This is a genomic window from Pseudomonas capeferrum (genome assembly GCF_013523055.1).
Classification (GTDB): domain Bacteria; phylum Pseudomonadota; class Gammaproteobacteria; order Pseudomonadales; family Pseudomonadaceae; genus Aquipseudomonas; species Aquipseudomonas capeferrum_A.
This window is the reverse complement of the sequence record NZ_JAAMQM010000001.1, coordinates 96,838-115,324: the sequence shown is the minus strand read 5'-3', so window position 1 is coordinate 115,324 and position 18,487 is coordinate 96,838. Positions and strand designations below refer to the sequence as shown.

Annotated in this window: 13 protein-coding genes; 6 read left to right on the top strand and 7 right to left on the bottom strand. The window is 64.2% G+C overall.

What is annotated here, in order from left to right; genetic code table 11:
* Positions 1 to 3: 3 nt before the first annotated feature.
* From G7009_RS00540 to G7009_RS00515, 6 genes are all read right to left on the bottom strand, one after another.
* Positions 4 to 2,907, bottom strand: coding sequence for a 2Fe-2S iron-sulfur cluster-binding protein (locus tag G7009_RS00540; RefSeq protein ID WP_181128030.1), 2,904 nt, complete (start codon positions 2,905 to 2,907; stop codon positions 4 to 6).
* Complete coding sequence (locus tag G7009_RS00535) at positions 2,904 to 3,212, bottom strand: sarcosine oxidase subunit delta (protein ID WP_181128029.1); 309 nt, start codon at positions 3,210 to 3,212, stop codon at positions 2,904 to 2,906. The genes G7009_RS00540 and G7009_RS00535 overlap by 4 nt, the downstream gene beginning before the upstream one ends.
* An 11-nt stretch (positions 3,213 to 3,223) precedes the next feature.
* On the bottom strand, positions 3,224 to 4,465 hold the full coding sequence (locus G7009_RS00530) for an FAD-dependent oxidoreductase (RefSeq protein WP_181128028.1): 1,242 nt from the start codon (positions 4,463 to 4,465) through the stop codon (positions 3,224 to 3,226).
* On the bottom strand, positions 4,447 to 5,358 hold the full coding sequence (folD, locus tag G7009_RS00525; protein WP_181128027.1) for a bifunctional methylenetetrahydrofolate dehydrogenase/methenyltetrahydrofolate cyclohydrolase FolD: 912 nt from the start codon (positions 5,356 to 5,358) through the stop codon (positions 4,447 to 4,449). Before folD ends, G7009_RS00530 begins: the two co-directional genes overlap by 19 nt.
* Positions 5,355 to 6,221, bottom strand: a complete 867-nt coding sequence (gene purU / locus G7009_RS00520) for a formyltetrahydrofolate deformylase (RefSeq protein ID WP_181128026.1) — start codon at positions 6,219 to 6,221, stop codon at positions 5,355 to 5,357. Before purU ends, folD begins: the two co-directional genes overlap by 4 nt.
* A gap of 347 nt (positions 6,222 to 6,568) precedes the next feature.
* Complete coding sequence (locus tag G7009_RS00515; protein ID WP_181128025.1) at positions 6,569 to 7,162, bottom strand: helix-turn-helix domain-containing protein; 594 nt, start codon at positions 7,160 to 7,162, stop codon at positions 6,569 to 6,571.
* Positions 7,163 to 7,422: 260 nt separating this feature from the next.
* Here G7009_RS00515 and glnT point away from each other — a divergent pair, with 260 nt between their 5' ends.
* The 6 genes from glnT (at position 7,423) to G7009_RS00485 (ending at position 16,093) form a co-directional block, all read left to right on the top strand.
* A complete protein-coding gene (gene glnT / locus G7009_RS00510) occupies positions 7,423 to 8,757 on the top strand; it encodes a type III glutamate--ammonia ligase (RefSeq protein ID WP_181128024.1) in 1,335 nt (444 codons plus the stop codon).
* Positions 8,758 to 8,882: 125 nt separating this feature from the next.
* A complete protein-coding gene (locus tag G7009_RS00505) occupies positions 8,883 to 9,788 on the top strand; it encodes a class II glutamine amidotransferase (protein ID WP_181128023.1) in 906 nt (301 codons plus the stop codon).
* Between the two features lie 27 nt (positions 9,789 to 9,815).
* Positions 9,816 to 10,490 (top strand): GltB/FmdC/FwdC-like GXGXG domain-containing protein, encoded by a 675-nt coding sequence (locus tag G7009_RS00500; RefSeq protein ID WP_181128022.1) that lies wholly within the window; start codon positions 9,816 to 9,818, stop codon positions 10,488 to 10,490.
* Positions 10,491 to 10,545: 55 nt separating this feature from the next.
* Entirely contained in the window at positions 10,546 to 11,871 is a 1,326-nt protein-coding gene (locus G7009_RS00495; protein WP_181128021.1) for an FMN-binding glutamate synthase family protein, read from the top strand.
* A 110-nt stretch (positions 11,872 to 11,981) separates the two neighbouring features.
* Positions 11,982 to 13,301 (top strand): ammonium transporter, encoded by a 1,320-nt coding sequence (locus G7009_RS00490; RefSeq protein ID WP_181128020.1) that lies wholly within the window; start codon positions 11,982 to 11,984, stop codon positions 13,299 to 13,301.
* A gap of 227 nt (positions 13,302 to 13,528) precedes the next feature.
* Positions 13,529 to 16,093, top strand: a complete 2,565-nt coding sequence (locus tag G7009_RS00485) for a PAS domain-containing protein (protein ID WP_181128019.1) — start codon at positions 13,529 to 13,531, stop codon at positions 16,091 to 16,093.
* A gap of 21 nt (positions 16,094 to 16,114) precedes the next feature.
* On the opposite strand, the gene G7009_RS00480 is transcribed toward G7009_RS00485, so the two are convergent.
* The gene (locus tag G7009_RS00480) at positions 16,115 to 18,310 is read right to left on the bottom strand and encodes a GAF domain-containing hybrid sensor histidine kinase/response regulator (protein ID WP_181128018.1); all 2,196 of its coding nucleotides are present in this window, start codon (positions 18,308 to 18,310) and stop codon (positions 16,115 to 16,117) included.
* Positions 18,311 to 18,487 lie beyond the last annotated feature (177 nt).

The following is an 18,487-nucleotide window of genomic DNA, read 5'->3' as shown; positions in this document are numbered from 1 at the left end:
GTTTCAGAGCTCCTGGCGCTGGTTTTCAGGGTCGTGGAACGGCAGTTGGACCACCGTGGCCTGGACGATCTCGCCGCCTTCCACGCGAATCGGGATGTGCATGCCGGGCGTGGCCTGGTGCGTGGCAGCGTAGGCCAGCCCGATGATCTGGCCGACCGTCCGCGAATACTCGCAGGACGTGACGTTGCCGCTGATGTCGGCGCCGTCCAGGACCAGATGACCTTCCAAAGGTTGCGCGCTGGTAGGTGGCAGGGTGAAGCCGACCAGCTTGCGCTTGAGTGGCTGGGCTTCGAGGATCTCGATGGAGCGCTTGCCGACGAAGAACGGCTTCTTGCGGCCGATCGCCCACTGCATGTCGATCTCCGCGGGGTGCGTCATGCCATCGGTGTCCTGACTGATGATCACATGGCCTTTTTCCAAGCGCAGCAGGCGCTGGGTCTCGACCCCGAACGGACGGATGCCCAGCGCGGCACCGGCCTCCATCAGCACATCCCAGAGACGCTCGGCATAGCGCGCCGGTACATGGATCTCGTAGCCAAGCTCGCCGACGAATCCGACCCGCAACACGCGCGCCGCGATCCCGGCCACCTTGCCCAGGCGCACGCCCAGGTAGGGAAACGCCTCGGCGGACAGGTCGATGCCTTCGCAGACCTTGGCCAGCACCTGGCGCGACAGCGGTCCGGCCAGATTGACCGCCGCCAGCGCGGCGGTCACGTTGGTAATGTCGACGTCCAGGCGCCACTGGGCATTCCATTTGAGCATCTGCTGATAGAGGCGATCGACGCCGCTGGTGGTCGCGCTCACATAGAAATGCCGCTCGCCCAGACGGGCACAAACGCCATCGTCGATCACCACGCCGTGCTCATTGGTCATCAACGCATACCGCGTGCGACCTACCGCAAGCTTGGCGAAGCCGAAGGTATACAGGCGCTCCAGCAGCTCGGCGGCATCGGGGCCGCGCACGTCCAGGCCACCCAGCGTCGAGACATCGATCAGGCCGACCTTCTCGCGCACGTGCCGGGCTTCCTCCTGCATGCAGCGATCGCGGTCCTCGGCTTTGCCATAGAAGGCCGGGCGCTGCCAGAGACCGGCCGGCATCATCTTGGCTCCCGCTTCCAAGTGGCGACGGTGCATCGGCGTCTGCCGGTAGGGGTCGAAAGCACGACCGGCTACATGGGCGAGCTTCTCGGCTTCGAACGGTGGGCGCGCGGTGGTCACGCCGGTCTCGCCGATGCTGCGTCCCGTGGCATGCGCGACCAGGCGCGCGGTCGGCAATGCCGAATGGCGGCCTTGAGAAGGGCCCATGCCGACCGTGGAGAAACGCTTGACCAGCTGGATATCCCGATAGCCACTGCGAGTCGCGTTGACGATATCGCGCACCTGCAGGTCTTCGTCGAAGTCGACGAAATCCTTGCCCTTGGGATGGGGGAAGATCGGCCAAGGGAAATTGACCGGGCGCTCGGCGGCGAAGGCCGCCGGCGTCGGGACGTCCAGGCCCAGCGCCGCAAGCGCTTCGGCGGCGCCACGGGCGGCATCGGCGAGGACGTTGTCGAGCAGGTGCCGGCCGTTGACGGAGCCGGCGATATCGAGGTGAGTCGGCAGGTTGCTTATCGCGAATTCGGCCCGCGTCTCCTCGTAGGCAAGCTTGCCGCCGGCCTGGCAGAGCAACTGATAGACCGGCATGTAGCCGGCGGACATGCACAGCAGATCGCATGCCAGTTGCAGACCTTGGGTGGCCACCTTGCCCTGACCCGTGATCGGGCGGATATCGACGCCACTGACATGACGCATGCCGGCTTCATGCAGCGCCTCATAGACGGTGCTGCCCAGGTGCAAAGGGATCTGCCGACGCTTGAGCTCGGTGGCCAGTTCGCTGTCGACGGGCGTCGTGCGCATGTCCACCAGGGCAGCGACCGTCACGCCCTGCTCCTGCAGGTCGAGGGCGGCCAGATAGCCGTCATCGTTGCCGGTCAGGACCACGGCGCGCTGGCCCGGCTTGACCGCATAGAACTTCATCAGGCGCTGGGCGGCGCTGGTCAGCATCACGCCGGGCAGATCGTTGTTGCGGAATACCACCGGCTGATCGAAGGACCCGGCTGCCACCAGGCAGCGTGTCGCGCGAACCTTGTACATGCGCTTGTGCTGGATCACGGGCAGGTAGTTGTCGGTGAACCAGGCATTGCAGGTCGCCCGCAGCAGCACCTGGATATTCGGATGACCTTCGACGGCCGCCAGCAGCTCGGCACGCAGGCTGGTGGCGCGAGTGCCGGCAATGTCGAAGCGAGCGTAGTTGAGCGAGCCGCCGAGTACCGGTTGTTGCTCGATCAGCAGGACCTTGGCCCCGGAGTTGGCGGCATCCAGGGCGGCGCGCAGACCGGCGGGGCCCGCGCCGATCACCGCCAGGTCGACGAACAGATAGGCCTTGTCGTAGTACTGCGGCTTGAAGTCGAGATCGAGCACGCCCAGGCCGGCCTTCTTGCGGATCAGCGGCTCCCAGATCTTCCACATGCCTTTGGGCTTGTAGAAGGCGCGGTAATAGAAGCCTACCGGCATGAAACGCGAGAACTTGCCCAGATAGGCGTCGCGGTCGCTGTCCAGGCTGCCGGAGAAGTTCTGCCCCGCAACCTTCAGGCCTTCGCTGGCCGGGTGCAGGTCGGCCGGCACGTTGGGTTCCTCGGGCAGCTGGACCAGGCTGTTGGCATCCTGCCCGGCCATGCTCAAGGGGCCACGCGGGCGGTGGTACTTGAATGAACGTGAAAGCAGCCAGCGACCATTGCCGAGCAGGGCGCTGGCGACACTGTCACCCTCGAAGCCCTGGTACGACTGGCCTTCGAAGCTGAAGCGCAAGGGCCGTTCGCGGTCGATCAGCAGGCCCATGGGCGCGGGGAGGCGAGTCGGGCTGTTCATCCGGCGATCTCCGGGATGGTGGCAGGGGCGGCGAAGTCGATACGTCGGTCGAAGACTTCCTTGGGGTCGAAGGTGCGCAGGACCTGGTCGCTCACGGTGTGCCGTTCGGCCAGGAACCAGTAGCTGGAGGCATTGTGCAGCCACCACTCGACGACCACACCGGCGGCGTTATCGCTGTTGAATACGTAGTCGGCCCATTCCAGGTCGCTGCAGCGGGCCGGGTCAGGCATGCGCTTGAATTCGCCCCCGTAGGTGAACTCACTGATGTTGCGCGGACCGTTCAAGGGGCAGGTCAGGATCTTCATCGCTCGTTCCTCTAGTGACTGGCTGCCGTGGCGCCCATTTCGTTGACCTGCTGGAAGCGGCTGAAACGCTCCAGGGCGAAGGGCGCGATCAACGCGGGTACCTTGCCGCCGCTGGCGACCAGCTCGGCCATGGTCTTGCCGCAGATCGGCGTGGACTTGAAGCCCCAGGTGCCCCAACCGGCGTCCAAGTAGTAGTTTTCCACCGGAGACAGACCCATGATCGGGCTGTAGTCCGGCGTCATGTCGGTCATCCCGGCCCACTGACGCATCAGTTTGGCGTTGGCCATGAACGGGAACATCTCGATAGCGTGGCCGAGCAGGCTTTCCTTGAGATCCAGGGTCGAGCGCGTGTTGTAGAGCGGGTAAGGGTCCGAACCGCCACCGAAGACGATCTCGCCGCGGCTGGTCTGCTGGACATAGCAGTGCAACGCCGAGGAGCTGACCAGGGGGTCGAGGAACGGCTTGAACGGCTGGGTGACCATGGCCTGCAAGGGGTAGGTCTGGATCGGCGCGCGGATACCGGCCTTGGCCATCAGCAGCGAGCTGGCCCCTGCGATGGCCTGCACCACGCAGCCGCACTGCACAGTGCCGCGGTTGGTCTTGACCGCCTCGATGCGCCCATTGCGCACTACCAGGTCCTGCACTTCGGTGAGCTGGTGGATTTCCACGCCGCGCTTGGCGGCCTGCTTGGCGTATCCCCAGGCGACCGCATCGTGACGCGCGGTGGCGCCGTCGATGTGCCACAGCCCGGCGATCACCGGCAGATGACCGGGATCGAGGTTGAGGGTCGGTACCAGTTCGCGGATCTGCTGGCGGTCGATCATCTCGGTACGTCCGCCGAAGTGCTTGTTCACTTCGGCGCGTTGACGGAAAGCGCGGACCGTGGCGTCGGTGTGGGCCAGGGTGAGCTGGCCGCGTTCGGAGTACATGATGTTGAAGTCGAACTCGTTGGAGAGCTCCTGGAACATCCGCACCGATTCGGCATAGAAGCGCACGCCTTCGCTGGTCAGATAGTTCGAGCGGATCACCGCCGTGTTGCGCGCGGTGTTGCCGCCGCCCAGGTAGGCCTTCTCCAGCACGGCGACATTGGTCACCCCATGGTACTTGGCCAGGTAATAGGCAATCGCCAGGCCATGGCCGCCCGCGCCGATGATCACCACGTCGTAGCGTGGCTTGAGGTCACAGGGCGGTGGCAGATCGACTTCCACCGGGTAGTCGGCGCTCAGACCGTGTTTCAGCAGGGCGAAGGGCATGGGATGCGCTCCTCTCGGACGGCCTGCTGTTGCAGGTCCAGGGCCAACAGTGTGTTTTTCATCAAGCAGGCGATGGTCATGGGGCCGACGCCCCCGGGCACCGGAGTGATCGCCGCGACCTGGGGCAGGGCGGCCTCGAAGTCGACATCCCCGACCAGCCTGCTGCGCCCCTCCACCTCGATGCGGTTGATGCCGACATCGATAACGATGGCGCCGGGCTTGAGCCAGTCGGCATCGATCAGGCGGGGCTTGCCGACGGCGGCGATCAGGATGTCTGCCTGGCGGCACAGTACCTGCAGGTCACGAGTGCGCGAGTGGACCACGGTCACCGTGCAGTCGGCCTGCAACAGCAGCGCGGCCATGGGCTTGCCGACGATGTTCGAGCGCCCGACCACCACGGCATGCTTGCCGGACAGGTCGCCGCAGGTGTCATGCAGCAAGCGCATGCAACCGCTGGGGGTACAGGGAGTGAGCACGTCTCGGCCTTGGGCGAGACCGCCGACATTGGCACTGTGGAAGCCGTCCACATCCTTGAGGGGGCTGATCGCCTGCAGCACCTGGTGTTCGTCGACATGCGCGGGCAGGGGCAGCTGCACCAGGATGCCGTTGACGGCCCGATCCGCGTTGAGGAGGGCGATCAGCCTCAGCAGTTCGTCCTGTGTCGTGTCCGCGGGCAAGCGGTGTTCGAACGAGCGGATACCGACTTCCTCGGCTCGCAGGACCTTGTTGCGCACATAGACCTGGCTGGCGGCATCGCTGCCTACCAGCACCACGGCCAGGCCTGGTTGCGTACCGGCTTCGCGCAAGGCCAGGACTTGCTCGCGGACCTCGGCCAGAACTCGCGCCGACGTGGCCTTGCCATCGATGATCTTGACGCTGGCAACGGCGCTCATTTGAAGATCACCGTGCGGTCGTCGTTGATGAAAACCCGGTGCTCCAGGTGGTACTTGAGGGCGCGCGAAAGGGCGACGGTCTCGGTGTCGCGTCCGATCGCCACCAGGTCATCCGGGTTGTAGGCATGGTCCACGCGCTGGACTTCCTGTTCGATGATCGGGCCTTCGTCCAGGTCGCTGGTGACGTAGTGGGCCGTGGCGCCGATCAGCTTGACGCCCCGGTGATAGGCCTGGTGGTAGGGCTTGGCGCCTTTGAATCCTGGCAGGAACGAATGGTGGATGTTGATGGCCCGGCCTGACAGTTGCTTGCACAGATCATCCGAAAGAATCTGCATGTAGCGCGCCAGGACCACCAGTTCGGTGTCGGTTTCCTCGACGATGCGCATCAGCGCCGACTCCTGCTCCGCCTTGGTTTCCTTGGAAACCGGCAGGTAGACGAAGCGGATGCCTTCGCGCTCGGCCATGGGCCGCAGTTCCAGGTGGTTGGAGACGATGGCAGTGATCTGCATCTCGAGTTCGCCCTTGGCGTGGCGGTAGAGCAGGTCTGCCAGGCAGTGGTCGAATTTGCTGACCATCAGCAGCACGCGCATGGGGCGTGCGCTGTCGTGCAGGCTCCACTGCATGGAGAAGCGTTGCGCGACATCGGTGAAACCGGCTTCGACCTGGCTGATGTCACCGGACAGGCCATCATTGAAGCGGAACACGGCGCGCATGAAGAAACGTCCGCTGTCCTCGTCGTCGAACTGCGCCATTTCGCTGATATAGCAACCCTGCTCGGCCAGGTAGGTGGTCACCGCCGCGACGATGCCGGAAACGGCTGGGCAACTGATACGCAGGATGAAGGGGTTGTGAGCGTGGGGCATGTCGAATCCTCGTGGTGAATGGGGGCAGTTCGGGCACAAGGGCTTGAAGATTTCACCGGTGAATGATGGGTTCGCGGGCGAAGGAGTGTTTCTTTGTGGGAATATAAATTTCCTTTTGCGGTTTTATAGGCGAAGTTTTAGCGCAGGTCTATACCCTGAAGAAATTTTTTATCCTGTAGGGAAATTCGTGAGGCTCGAGAAAGTGCGCGACTCATCCAGAGTCTGGTGCGCCGTACCTCGATTTTTTGTCGGTCACTCGGTTATTACCCAAGGTGCGGCGAAACCCGTGTAGGCGCTGGCTGCACCTTAGCTGATAGCCGTAGGTTCGGGCCTGAATCCCAGGTTACCTACTCTCCGCCGTAGTTCATGATCGACAACAACCGAATCGGCACCTGCACCAACTGCTCCGGCCCGTGCGGCGTATCAGCATCGAACGTCAGGCTGTCCCCGGCCTGCATGTGGTAGAGCTGGTTGCCATGCCGGTACACCAATTCCCCCTCCAGCAGATGCAGGAACTCGGTCCCTGGATGAGCGAAGGTCGGAAACTCCTCGCTGGCGTCATCCATGGTCACCATGTAGGCCTCCACGTTCTTCTTCGGGCCTCGGGAATGGTTGAGCAAATGGTAGGTATGACCCTTGTCGGTCCCCCGGCGTACCACTTCCAGGCCTTCGCCTGCCTTGACCAGCAAGGCATTGCCATCGGCCTGATCATACTGGCTGAAGAGTTTGGACATGGGCATGCCCAGCACGTCGCACAGACGGCTGAGGGTGTCGAGGCTGGTCGAGACCTGGGCATTCTCGATCTTGCTCAGCATGCCCTGACTGATACCGGCGATGCGTGCCACGTCCGCAAGCTTCAGGGACTGCGCCAATCGCTGGCGCTTGATCTGCAGGCCCAGGTACTGCTCCAGACGGAGACGTGGTTCGTTAGCGGTCGACATTGAAGCACCCTGCACGGTTTAAGTTCAAGAATAATTGTTTCGCACTTGGAAAGTGCATGGCTTTGCTTCGCTGGCGAAAGTCTTTCCTGCGATGAAAGCAAGTTTCCCATATATACAGAAGAAAAGCGTACCTGCGCGCTGTTTGATCCTCTGCCCTACAAGTTGGCAAGGCTGTTGCATTCCTGTCAGGAAAGAAAAATTCCTTATCGGAATTGATCCGGCCCATCAACGTCCTGCCTCTTGACCAGGAGTGATCACCCATGTTGCCAGCAGAAACCCAGCGCATCCTCGATCAGCACGGCATCAGGTACGTGCTGGCCCAGTTCGTCGATATCCATGGCGCGGCGAAAACCAAATCGGTGCCGGTCACGGGCCTCCAGACCGTGGCCGAGCAGGGCGCCGGCTTTGCCGGGTTCGCCATCTGCGGTATGGGGATGGAGCCCCATGGCCCGGACTTCATGGCCCGCGGCGACCTGTCGACGCTGATCCCGGTGCCTTGGCAACCAGGCTACGGCCGGGTGGTCTGCGTCGGACACGTGAATGGCGAACCCTGGCCGCTGGACAGTCGGCATGTACTGCAACAGCAGGTACAGCGGCTCGCCGACAAGGGCTGGGTGCTCAACACCGGTCTGGAGCCCGAATTCAGCCTGTTCCGTCGCGATGAAGGCGGCAAGCTGCAACTGGTCGACGCTTCGGACAATCTCGACAAGCCCTGCTACGACTACAAGGGCCTGTCTCGTTCCCGCGAGTTCCTCGAGCGCCTGACCGAAGCCCTGCAACCCGTCGGCTTCGACATCTATCAGATCGACCATGAAGACGCCAACGGCCAGTTCGAGATCAACTACACCTACAGCGACGCGCTCGAGTCGGCCGACCGTTTCACGTTCTTCCGCATGGCGGCCGGCGAGATCGCCAACGATCTGGGGATGATCTGCTCGTTCATGCCCAAGCCCGACCCCAAGCGAGCCGGCAACGGCATGCACTTCCACCTCTCGCTGGCCAGTGCCAGCAACAAGAACCTCTTCCACGACCCGTCGGATACCAGCGGCATGGGCCTGTCGAAACTGGCCTATCACTTCGCCGCCGGGCTGCTCGCCCACGGCCCGGCCTTGTGCGCCTTGGCCGCGCCCACGGTGAACTCCTACAAGCGTCTGGTGGTGGGCCGTTCGCTGTCCGGTTCGACCTGGGCGCCGGCCTTCATCGCCTACGGCGCGAACAACCGCTCGGCGATGGTGCGCATCCCTTACGGGCGCCTTGAATTCCGTCTTCCCGACGCCGGCTGCAATCCCTACCTGGTCACCGCGGCCATCATCGCCGCGGGCCTGGATGGTATCGACCGTCAGCTGGAACCAGGCGAGATGTGCAACGAGAACCTCTACAACCTGAGCCTGGAAGAAATCGCCGCGCGCGGCATCAAGACCCTGCCGCAATCGCTCAAGGAAGCGACCGACGCGCTGGATGCCGACCCATTGTTCCGAGAAGTGCTCGGTTCACAAATCGTCGACGAGTTCATCAAGCTCAAGCGCATGGAATGGATCGAGTACTGCCGTCACGTCTCGGACTGGGAGATCCAGCGCTACACCGAATTCTTCTGAGCCACGGGTCCGCGCCGTCGGCTTCTGGAAAGCCTGCGCGCGGCGCCAACGAACCCGTCCTACCCGGACAACTTGCAGTTGGCAGCCTGAAGCTGACAACTGACGAACAGAGTGAGGCCCTTTTTATGTGTGGAATCGTAGGTCTGTACCTGAAGAAGCCGGCGCTGGAAAGCCAGCTCGGCAAGCTCTTCGAACCCATGCTCCAGGCCATGACCGACCGCGGCCCGGACAGCGCGGGCTTCGCCATCTATGGCGACGAAGTCGCCGATGGCTGGATCAAGCTGACCTTGCAGGCCGGCGAGACCGGCTATCCCTGGGCGGCATTGATGGGCGACATGGAAGCTCGCCTGGGTTGCTCGCTGGATTGGTTCCAGAATGCCAGCGCCGCGGTTCTCAAGGCCCATTGCAGCGAGGAATCGGCCCGTGAAGCCCTCGTGGAACTGGCGCCCGACGTCCGCATCATGAGTGCCGGACAAAGCATCGAAATCCTCAAGGGCATGGGGCTGCCAGAGGAAATCTCCCAGCGCTTCGGCCTGGCCGGCATGAAGGGCAGCCACATCATCGGGCACACCCGCATGGCGACCGAAAGCGCGGTGACCATGGAAGGCAGCCACCCGTTCTCCACCGGCGCCGACCTGTGCCTGGTGCACAACGGCTCGCTGTCCAATCACTTCCGCCTGCGCCAGGAGCTCAAGCGCGAGGGCATCACTTTCGAGACCGACAACGACACCGAGGTCGCCGCCGGGTACCTCACCTGGCGCCTGCGGCAGGGCGATACCCTGGCCCAGGCACTGGATGGCGCCCTGGAAGACCTGGACGGTTTCTTCACCTTTGCCATCGGCACGCGCAACGGATTTGCGGTGATCCGCGACCCGATCGCCTGCAAGCCCGCGGTGCTGGCCGAAACCGACGACTACGTGGCCATGGCCTCGGAATACCAGGCCCTGGCCAGCCTGCCAGGCATCGACAAGGCGCGCGTCTGGGAGCCCGCGCCCGCCACCTTGTACGTCTGGGAGCGCGAGAGCGCCTGATCCGTCGACTCGCATCTGGAGAACAACATGAAGACCATCGATCTATCCAGCGCCTCGGTGCGCGAACTCAACCAGGCCTTGCACGACGACGTCCAGGACCGTGAATGGCGCGTCGCCCGACCAGACGGCAAGCACAATCTGGCCGTGGGTATCAATCAGTCCGTGTCCGTCGAGATCGAAGGGCACGCCGGCTACTACTGCGCGGGCATGAACCAGAAAGCCAGCGTCACGGTGCACGGCAACGTCGGTGTCGGGGTGGCGGAAAACATGATGTCCGGCTCGGTGCGGATCAAGGGCAGCGCGTCCCAGGCCGCGGGCGCCACGGCGCATGGCGGTCTGCTGGTGATCGAGGGCGACGCCGGGGCGCGCTGCGGGATCTCGATGAAGGGCGTGGACATCGTCGTCGGCGGCAGCATCGGCCACATGAGCTGTTTCATGGGCCAGGCCGGGCGTCTGGTGGTCTGCGGCGATGCCGGCGACGCCCTGGGCGATTCGCTCTACGAAGTGCGCATCTACGTCAAGGGATCGGTCCAGTCGCTGGGCTCCGACTGCGTCGAAAAAGACATGCGCGCCGAGCATCTCGAAGAGCTCAAGGGGCTGCTGGACCGCGCGGGATTCGACGAGGACCCGGCCAGCTTCAAGCGTTATGGCTCGGCCCGTCAGCTCTACAACTTCAAGGTCGACAACGCCTCGGCGTACTGATTCCCCTCGACGCAGCCCTAGGTCGCGTCCAGATCCCGAATTCGAGGAGCTTCACATGAGCGAAAAAACCCCACCCGTGCTGCGCGAATCGGCCACCTTCGATCGCCTGACCATCCAGGAAATCCAGCGCGCCGCCGAGACCGGCATCTACGACATCCGCGGTGGCGGCACCAAGCGCCGTGTCCCGCACTTCGATGACCTGTTGCTGCTGGGCGCCAGCGTCTCGCGTTACCCACTGGAAGGTTACCGGGAGAAATGCGGCACCGACGTCGTCCTGGGCAACCGCTTCGCCAAGAAGCCGATCCACCTGAAGATTCCGGTGACCATCGCCGGCATGAGCTTCGGGGCGCTATCGGCCAATGCCAAGGAGGCCCTGGGTCGTGGCGCCAGCATCGCCGGTACCAGCACCACCACCGGCGATGGCGGCATGACCCCGGAGGAGCGCGGTCAGTCCCAGCACCTGGTGTACCAGTACCTGCCGTCGCGCTATGGCATGAACCCGGATGACCTGCGCAAGGCCGATGCCATCGAGATCGTCCTGGGGCAGGGCGCCAAGCCGGGCGGCGGCGGCATGCTGCTGGGCATGAAGGTCACCGAGCGTGTCGCTGGCATGCGGACCTTGCCGATCGGTGTCGATCAGCGCAGTGCCTGCCGCCATCCGGACTGGACCGGCCCGGACGACCTGGCCATCAAGATCGCCGAGCTGCGCGAGATCACTGACTGGGAGAAACCGATCTACGTCAAGATCGGCGCCAGCCGTCCCTACTATGACGTCAAGCTGGCGGTAAAGGCCGGCGCCGATGTGATCGTGCTCGACGGCATGCAAGGCGGTACCGCGGCCACTCAGGAAGTGTTCATCGAGCACGTCGGCATCCCGATCCTGCCCGCCATCCCCCAGGCTGTGCAGGCGTTGCAAGAGATGGGCATGCACCGCAAGGTCCAGCTGATCGTCTCCGGCGGTATCCGTAACGGCGCCGACGTCGCCAAGGCCATGGCCCTGGGCGCTGACGCCGTCGCCATCGGCACCGCCGCGCTGATCGCGCTGGGCGACAACCACCCACGGCTCGACGAGGAGCTGAAGAAGATCGGCTCGGCCGCTGGCTTCTACGACGATTGGCAGAACGGTCGCGACCCCGCCGGTATCACCACCCAGGATCCGGAGCTGGCCAAGCGCCTCGATCCGCAGGAGGCCGGCCGCCGCCTGGCCAACTATTTGCGTGTGTTGGTCCTGGAGGCCCAGACCATGGCTCGCGCTTGCGGCAAGTCGCACCTGCACAACCTCGATCCCGAGGACCTGGTGGCCCTGACCGTCGAAGCCGCCGCCATGGCGCGGGTACCGCTGGCCGGCACCAACTGGGTACCTGGGCAAGCGCAGTACTGAGTGATCCCGACCGCCGACCGATGTCGGCGGTTTTCCCGATACGCCGCACAGCCAGGGCAGGCGCGGACCTGCAGGCATTCGTGCATCGAACATCGACCTGGAGTAAGCCCATGACGCTTCGACCGCTGTCACGCCTTGCCTTGGCAGTCCCCTTGTTCGCCCTCGCACCCTTGGTCCACGCCGCCGAGCCGAGCCTGGACACCGGCAACACCGCCTGGATGATCTGCGCCGCCATGTTCGTGCTGATGATGTGCATCCCTGGCCTTGCACTGTTCTACGGCGGCATGGTGCGGGCCAAGAACTTTCTCTCGGTCTTCACCCAGCTGTTCGCCGTGGCCGGGATCATCGGAATTCTCTGGGTGCTGTACGGCTACAGCCTGGTGGTCGATACCCGCGGCATGGTGGAGGGGCAGCTTACCTTCAACAGCTTCGTTGGCAGCCTGGACAAGGCACTGATGCTAGACATCCGTGCCGACAGCCTGGTCGGCAGCATTCCGGAAGGCGTCTTCGCGGTCTTCCAGCTGACCTTCGCCATCATCACGCCTGCGCTGATCGCCGGCGGTTTTGCCGAACGCATGAAATTCAACGCGGCGCTGCTGTTCATGGCGGCGTGGTTCACCCTGGTCTACGCGCCCATCGCGCACATGGTCTGGGGCGGGCCAGGCGCGCTCATGGTCAATTGGGGCGTGCTGGATTTTGCCGGAGGCACGGCGGTGCACATCAACTCGGGCGTTGCCGCCCTGGCCGCCGCGCTGATGCTGGGCAAGCGCAAGGGCTATCCGCAGACCGCCATGCCGCCGCACAACCTCGGCCTCACGCTGGTTGGCGCCGGGCTGCTGTGGGTCGGCTGGTTCGGCTTCAACGTCGGCTCGGGCCTCGCCGCCGATGCCGGCGCGGGTATCGTCATGCTTGCCACCATGATCGCCGCCTGCGCGGGTATCGTCGGCTGGCTGATCAGCGAAAGGCTCCTGCACGGGCGACCCACCGCGCTCGGAGCAGCCTCCGGAGCCTTGGCCGGATTGGTCGGGATCACCCCAGCCTGCGCCTACGTAGGGCCCTTGGGCGCCCTGGCCATCGGACTGTTGACCGGCGCCCTGTGCTTCTTCGCCGTGACCCGCTTGAAACGGAAACTGGGCTATGACGACAGTCTGGACGTGTTCGGCCTGCACGGGGTGGGCGGGATCGTCGGTGCGCTGCTTACTGGTGTATTCGCCGCACCGTCGCTGGGCGGCTATGTGGATGGCGTGCAACCGCTGACGCAGTTGCTGGTGCAGCTCAAGGGCGTGGCGTTCACCTTCGTCTATTGCTTCGTGATGAGCTGGGCGATCCTGGGCGCGATCAGGCATACGATCGGCCTGCGAGCCTCTCGCGAGGTGGAAGAGCAGGGGCTGGACCTCGCGGAGCATGATGAGCGCGCATACAACCTTTGAGCTGGTGGGGGATAGGGCCGTTCCGACGGGTGCGCGGTGGCCGACGGGTGCATGTCGTGAGGTTCGACTCCCTCCAGGCACCGCTAGCCGCGCCGCCACTCGAGCCCTTCCGGTCCACCGCTCGATCAGCCGTGAGAAACATTGCATTTAGGCGGAACGACTGCTTGTGCCGGCCCTCCTATCAGTGACGGGCGCCTGTGCGCCAAGGGACTGATAGCCGGCAAGACATGACATCACTTCAGGACAACGACGCTGGGACGCCGCGTGGCCAATTGGGTTTCCTGCTCAATGGCGGGTCGATCGGTACATTGCTGCGCACCCGGGACTGGGCGGATTCGCACCTGGGGGCACCGCAGGACTGGTCGCCCAGCCTCAAGATACTCATGGGCATGCTTTTGCCCTCCCAGGCGCAGATCGTGCTGTTCTGGGGGCCGCAGTACGTAGCGTTGTACAACGACACCTACGCACCGACCATCGGAGCCAAGCATCCCCGCGCGCTGGGCCGGTCGGCGGTGGAAAACTGGAGCGAGCTTTGGGATGACCTCGAGCCCTTGCTGCGCAATGTGCGCGAAACGGGCGAGACGTTCTCGGCCAAGGATCGGCCCTTCTATATAGAGCGCCATGGACAGGGTGAGACGGCCTATTTCGATGTGTCCTATTCGGCCGTTCGCGAGGCCGATGGCGAGGTTGCCGGGGTGCTGTGCATCGTCACCGAGACCACCGAGCGTGTACGCTACCAGCGCCGTCAGGCCTTTCTGCTCGAACTCGGACAGGCGCTGCCGACCCTGGGCGATTCCGCGCGGATCGAAACCTACGCCACCCAGCGACTGGGCAGGGAACTGGGCGCCTCACGGGTATTCTTCGGCGAAGACCTCGGCAATGGAACAGCCTTTCGGATAGGGCACGAATGGAGCAACGAGGCTACTTCGATGATCGGCGATCATGCCTACCAGGCGCTGGGCGATGACGCGCGAACGGATCTGTCGATGGGGCGTAGCGTCGTATCCGGCATGGACGATGGCAAGCTGGATGCGCAAGGTCGCGTGCGATCGGGCTGTGCTTCCTCGCTCCGCACAGCGGCCACTCTGCATGTACCGATACTGCGCTCGGATCGCCTGGAGGCGTTGCTCGGCGTACATTTTCAGCCTTCGCATAGGGTCACCGACGACGAGCGCCTGTTGCTTGAGGAAAGCGCCAAGCAGGTCTGGGCGGCCATGACCCACGCTCGCGACCAGCATACGTTGAGGACCAGTTCGATGCAGCTGTCGGCGATGTTCGAGCAGGCCAGCGCGGGTATTGCCCTGTGTGACCGCTGGTGGAACATCACGCGAGTCAACGACCGCTATTGCGAGATGGTCGGACGGCCTCGCGCAGCTCTGATCGGTACCCGCTTGCCCGACGTTCCCGTGGACCTGACTCCCGACGCTCGGCGGGTCGCGGTTGACGAACCGAGCGAGCTGACCCAGCGTTATCGGCGGCCGGACGGTAGCCAGGTATGGGTGCAATCGCAGATCACCCCGCTGGTCCATGAACACGGACGCCTGTCGGGGATGCTCTGCGTGAGTATCGATATCACGGCCAGGATCCAGGCCGAGGCCGAGCTGGTTACGCTTAGCGAAAGCCTCGAGGAACGGGTGGCGGCCATGCTCGAGCAGCGAGAAGCGTCCATCCTGCAGTTGCACGAAGCGCGCAGGATGGAAATGATCGGCCAGCTTTCCGGCGGGATCGCCCACGACTTCAACAACATGCTCACCCCCATCATTACCACCTTGGAACTGGTCCGGCGCCGACAGGAAGGCGAGCGCTCCGCCAAACTCATCGACAGCGCGCTGCAGGCGGCCGACCGCGCCCGGAACCTGGTCGGACGCCTGCTCAGCTTCGCCCGTCGCCAGACCCTCAAGCCCCAGGCGGTATCGCTGGCGGCCTTGGTGGCCGACATGCACGAACTGATGGCGCGCTCCCTGGGCCCAGGCATCGAGATCATCGTCGAGATCGATCCGAATCTGCCCGCGGTGGTGGTAGATCCGCACCAGCTGGAGCTGGCCATCCTCAACCTGGTGGTCAACGCTCGCGATGCGATGGCCAACAGTGGCCGGCTGACCCTGCGCGCGGACACCGACGTGAGTAGCGAACCGCAGCCCAAGGGCCTGGGGTCGGACCGGCAAGTCTGGTTGCAGGTCGGCGACAGCGGCACCGGCATGAGCGAAGAGGTGCTCAAACGTTGCATGGAGCCGTTCTATTCGACCAAGCGCGGCGGCAAGGGCACGGGCCTGGGACTGTCCATGGTACAAGGCCTGGCGGCGCAATCGGGCGGTGGCCTCAGCGTCGACTCGACACCCGGGCAGGGCACCCAGGCGACGATCTGGCTGCCCGCCAGCGACGGCCCGGCGCACGCACCGATAGATGAGGTTTCGCCGGCACCGCCTCCCCGGCATTCGACACACGTGTTGCTGGTGGACGACGAAGACATCGTCCGTCATGCCACCGGCCTGCAGTTGCGCGACCTGGGCTACGAGGTGACCGAAGCGTCCAGCGCGGCGGCGGCCCAGGCCTTGATCGATACCGGGCTGGTGGTGGACATCCTGGTGACCGACCACATCATGAACGATATGACGGGCGCCCAGTTCGCCCAGAGTCTGCGGCAAAGCCACGCCGGCCTGCCGGTGCTCATCATCACGGGTTACGCCAATCTCACGCCTCTTGAGTTGCAGGGCTTCGAAGTGCTGCGCAAGCCATTTCGGCGAGCGGAACTGGCGCAAAGCCTGGCGCAGCTGTTGTCGACGGTGGCGTGAGGCACTGCGAAGCGGCGCGCGCTACCGATCTCCAGGGCTCTGCAGCACCTTCTCCAGCGCATGCCGGAGCTGCTCGGCGGAATAGGGTTTGGCAATGAACTCGAAACCTTGGTGGCCGCCCTCGGCGATGGCTTCGCTGTAACCGGACGTCAGGACCACCGGCAGGTCCGCTCGTGTCTGGCGCAGGGTATGGGCCAGCGCCAGGCCGCCCATGCCAGGCATCCTCACGTCGGAGAACACCGCGTGATACTCCACCGTGGAGTGCTCCAGCTGCGCCAGGGCGTCTTCGGCACAATGTACCCAGCTGATCTGGTAGCCATGTTCCTTGAGGATCTGCACCGCGAAACCGCCGACGTCTCGGTTATCTTCGACCACCAGGATCCGCCGCTTCGCCGCTTCCGCCTGCTGACGGGCATTGGCCGGCGGGCGCGTCGTTTCTTCTTCGACTTCGGCTGCCACCTGGGGCAGGTAAAGGGTGAAGGTCGTGCCCTGGCCTTCGACGCTGGTGACCTGCACGTCGCCCCCGGACTGCTTGGCGAAACCGAAGACCTGGGAAAGGCCCAGACCGGTGCCCTGGCCGGCAGGCTTGGTGGTGAAGAAAGGGTCGAAGATCCGATCGAGCAGCTCGGGCGCTATGCCGACGCCCTCGTCGATGACCGAAATCGCCGCGAAGGGCCCGGCCTGGCCTGGGTGTCCCCGCAGCGGTGGCATGTCCTGGTCGCCGTGCAGGCACAAGCGCAAGGTGGCGCTGCCTGCCGTGGCATCTCGGCCATTGATGACCATATTGATCACGGCGGTCTCCAACTGCCCCAGGTCCGCGCGAATATGGCACGGCGTGGTTGGCACCTCCAGGCTGACCTGGATGCGCGCGCCCGTGGCCGTGTCGAGCATGTCGGTGATCGCCTCTAGTCGCGGCCCCGCTTCGAATACCTGCGGGCTCAAGGCCTGGCGCCGAGCGAAGGCGAGCAACTGGCCGGTCAGCTTGACGCCACGGTCGACGGTGTCGGCGATCGTCTTGAGATAGCGCGCACGCCGTGTCTCGTCCAGGTTGGGACTCTGCAGAAAGTGGATCGAGGAACGGATGATGGTCAGCAGGTTATTGAAGTCGTGAGCCACGCCACCGGTCAGTTGGCCGATGGCCTCGAGCTTCTGTGTTTGGCGCAGCACCGCTTCGGTGTGCAGCAGTTGCTCGGTGCGTTCGTCGACGCGCTGTTCCAGGTTGGCATTGAGCGCTTCCAGGGCGGCCATCGCCTCGCGAACGGCATTATGCGACTGCAGCCGCTGGATATGCGCCCAGCACCGCTCGGTGACCTCGCCGATCAAGGCCTGTTCGTAAGCCGACCAGGCGCGCGGTCGCTTGTCGTTGATGGCCATCAGCGCGGTCAGGCGACCCTCCTTGATCAGCGGTATGCACAAGGTCGCCGCCGTGCCGATGGTCTCGAAGGTGGCCGCGTCACGCGCGGGCAGCTGCCTCGGGCCGTCGATGATCTCCAGCACCTGGCCGGAACGCAGGCGGGTCAAGGCCAGTTGACCGAAATCGGCCAGTCGGTACTGGCCGACGAGAGGGGGTGAACCTGGGACGGTCCAGTCGCCACAGACAGTGAAGCCATCTTCATCGGCGTCCATGACCGCATAGGCGCAGCTGGACAGGTTCAAATGCTCACCGAGCATGCGCGTGGTGATGGCCATGATCCTGTCCGGCTCGGTCACGGTCGTCAGCGTACGGCCCAGCCTGTCGAGAAAATTCAGGCGCTGATTGGCGACGACACTGGACGTGGTTTCCGTGACGGTATCCAGCATCCCCACGACCTTGCCGTCCAAGTCGCGGATCGGGCTGTAGCAGAAAGTGAAATAGGCCCGTTCCGGGCTGCCGCCACGCTCGATGAGCAGGGGAAAGTCCTGAATGAATACCTCCTCGCCGGTCATGGCCTGCTCCGCCATGGCCTCGAGGTCGGTCCAGGCCTCCTGCCAGACGTCCCTGAAGGGGCGTCCTATGGCTGAGGGCTTGCTGCCCAGCATTTCGGAAAACGCATCGTTGTGCAGGGTGATCAGATCAGGCCCCCACAGGATTGCCTGGGGGAAACGCGAGGCCAGGCACAACGCCACGGTAGTCTTGAGCACGTCTGGCCAGCTTTCGAGAGGGCCCAGCGCACTGATCGACCAATCATGCGCGCGAATGCGTTCGGCCATCATGCCGCCTTGGAGCCATTTCGCCATGTCTTGCTGATCTCGTGCAGGGAAAGCTCACCGGAGCCGGATGCCTAGGGTGCACCGAGAAGCGACTGGAGGCGAGCGGATTTTCGCGTGGTGTGAGGAGGGGCGACCCGTCAAGCGCCGGGTGCGTGGCAGGGGTCGCAGAGCATCAGGCAATCGTAGGGGCGTCGAATGCCTACC

What these genes read in the sequence shown, in the direction of transcription:
- G7009_RS00480 (WP_181128018.1), bottom strand. Translation starts at nt 18,310, where the DNA reads ATGGCGAAATGGCTCCAAGGCGGCATGATGGCCGAACGCATTCGCGCG.
- G7009_RS00535 (WP_181128029.1), bottom strand. Translation starts at nt 3,212, where the DNA reads ATGAAGATCCTGACCTGCCCCTTGAACGGTCCGCGCAACATCAGTGAG.
- G7009_RS00540 (WP_181128030.1), bottom strand. Translation starts at nt 2,907, where the DNA reads ATGAACAGCCCGACTCGCCTCCCCGCGCCCATGGGCCTGCTGATCGAC.
- glnT (WP_181128024.1), top strand. Translation starts at nt 7,423, where the DNA reads ATGTTGCCAGCAGAAACCCAGCGCATCCTCGATCAGCACGGCATCAGG.
- G7009_RS00495 (WP_181128021.1), top strand. Translation starts at nt 10,546, where the DNA reads ATGAGCGAAAAAACCCCACCCGTGCTGCGCGAATCGGCCACCTTCGAT.
- purU (WP_181128026.1), bottom strand. Translation starts at nt 6,221, where the DNA reads ATGCCCCACGCTCACAACCCCTTCATCCTGCGTATCAGTTGCCCAGCC.
- G7009_RS00530 (WP_181128028.1), bottom strand. Translation starts at nt 4,465, where the DNA reads ATGCCCTTCGCCCTGCTGAAACACGGTCTGAGCGCCGACTACCCGGTG.
- G7009_RS00515 (WP_181128025.1), bottom strand. Translation starts at nt 7,162, where the DNA reads ATGTCGACCGCTAACGAACCACGTCTCCGTCTGGAGCAGTACCTGGGC.
- G7009_RS00485 (WP_181128019.1), top strand. Translation starts at nt 13,529, where the DNA reads ATGACATCACTTCAGGACAACGACGCTGGGACGCCGCGTGGCCAATTG.
- folD (WP_181128027.1), bottom strand. Translation starts at nt 5,358, where the DNA reads ATGAGCGCCGTTGCCAGCGTCAAGATCATCGATGGCAAGGCCACGTCG.
- G7009_RS00505 (WP_181128023.1), top strand. Translation starts at nt 8,883, where the DNA reads ATGTGTGGAATCGTAGGTCTGTACCTGAAGAAGCCGGCGCTGGAAAGC.
- G7009_RS00490 (WP_181128020.1), top strand. Translation starts at nt 11,982, where the DNA reads ATGACGCTTCGACCGCTGTCACGCCTTGCCTTGGCAGTCCCCTTGTTC.
- G7009_RS00500 (WP_181128022.1), top strand. Translation starts at nt 9,816, where the DNA reads ATGAAGACCATCGATCTATCCAGCGCCTCGGTGCGCGAACTCAACCAG.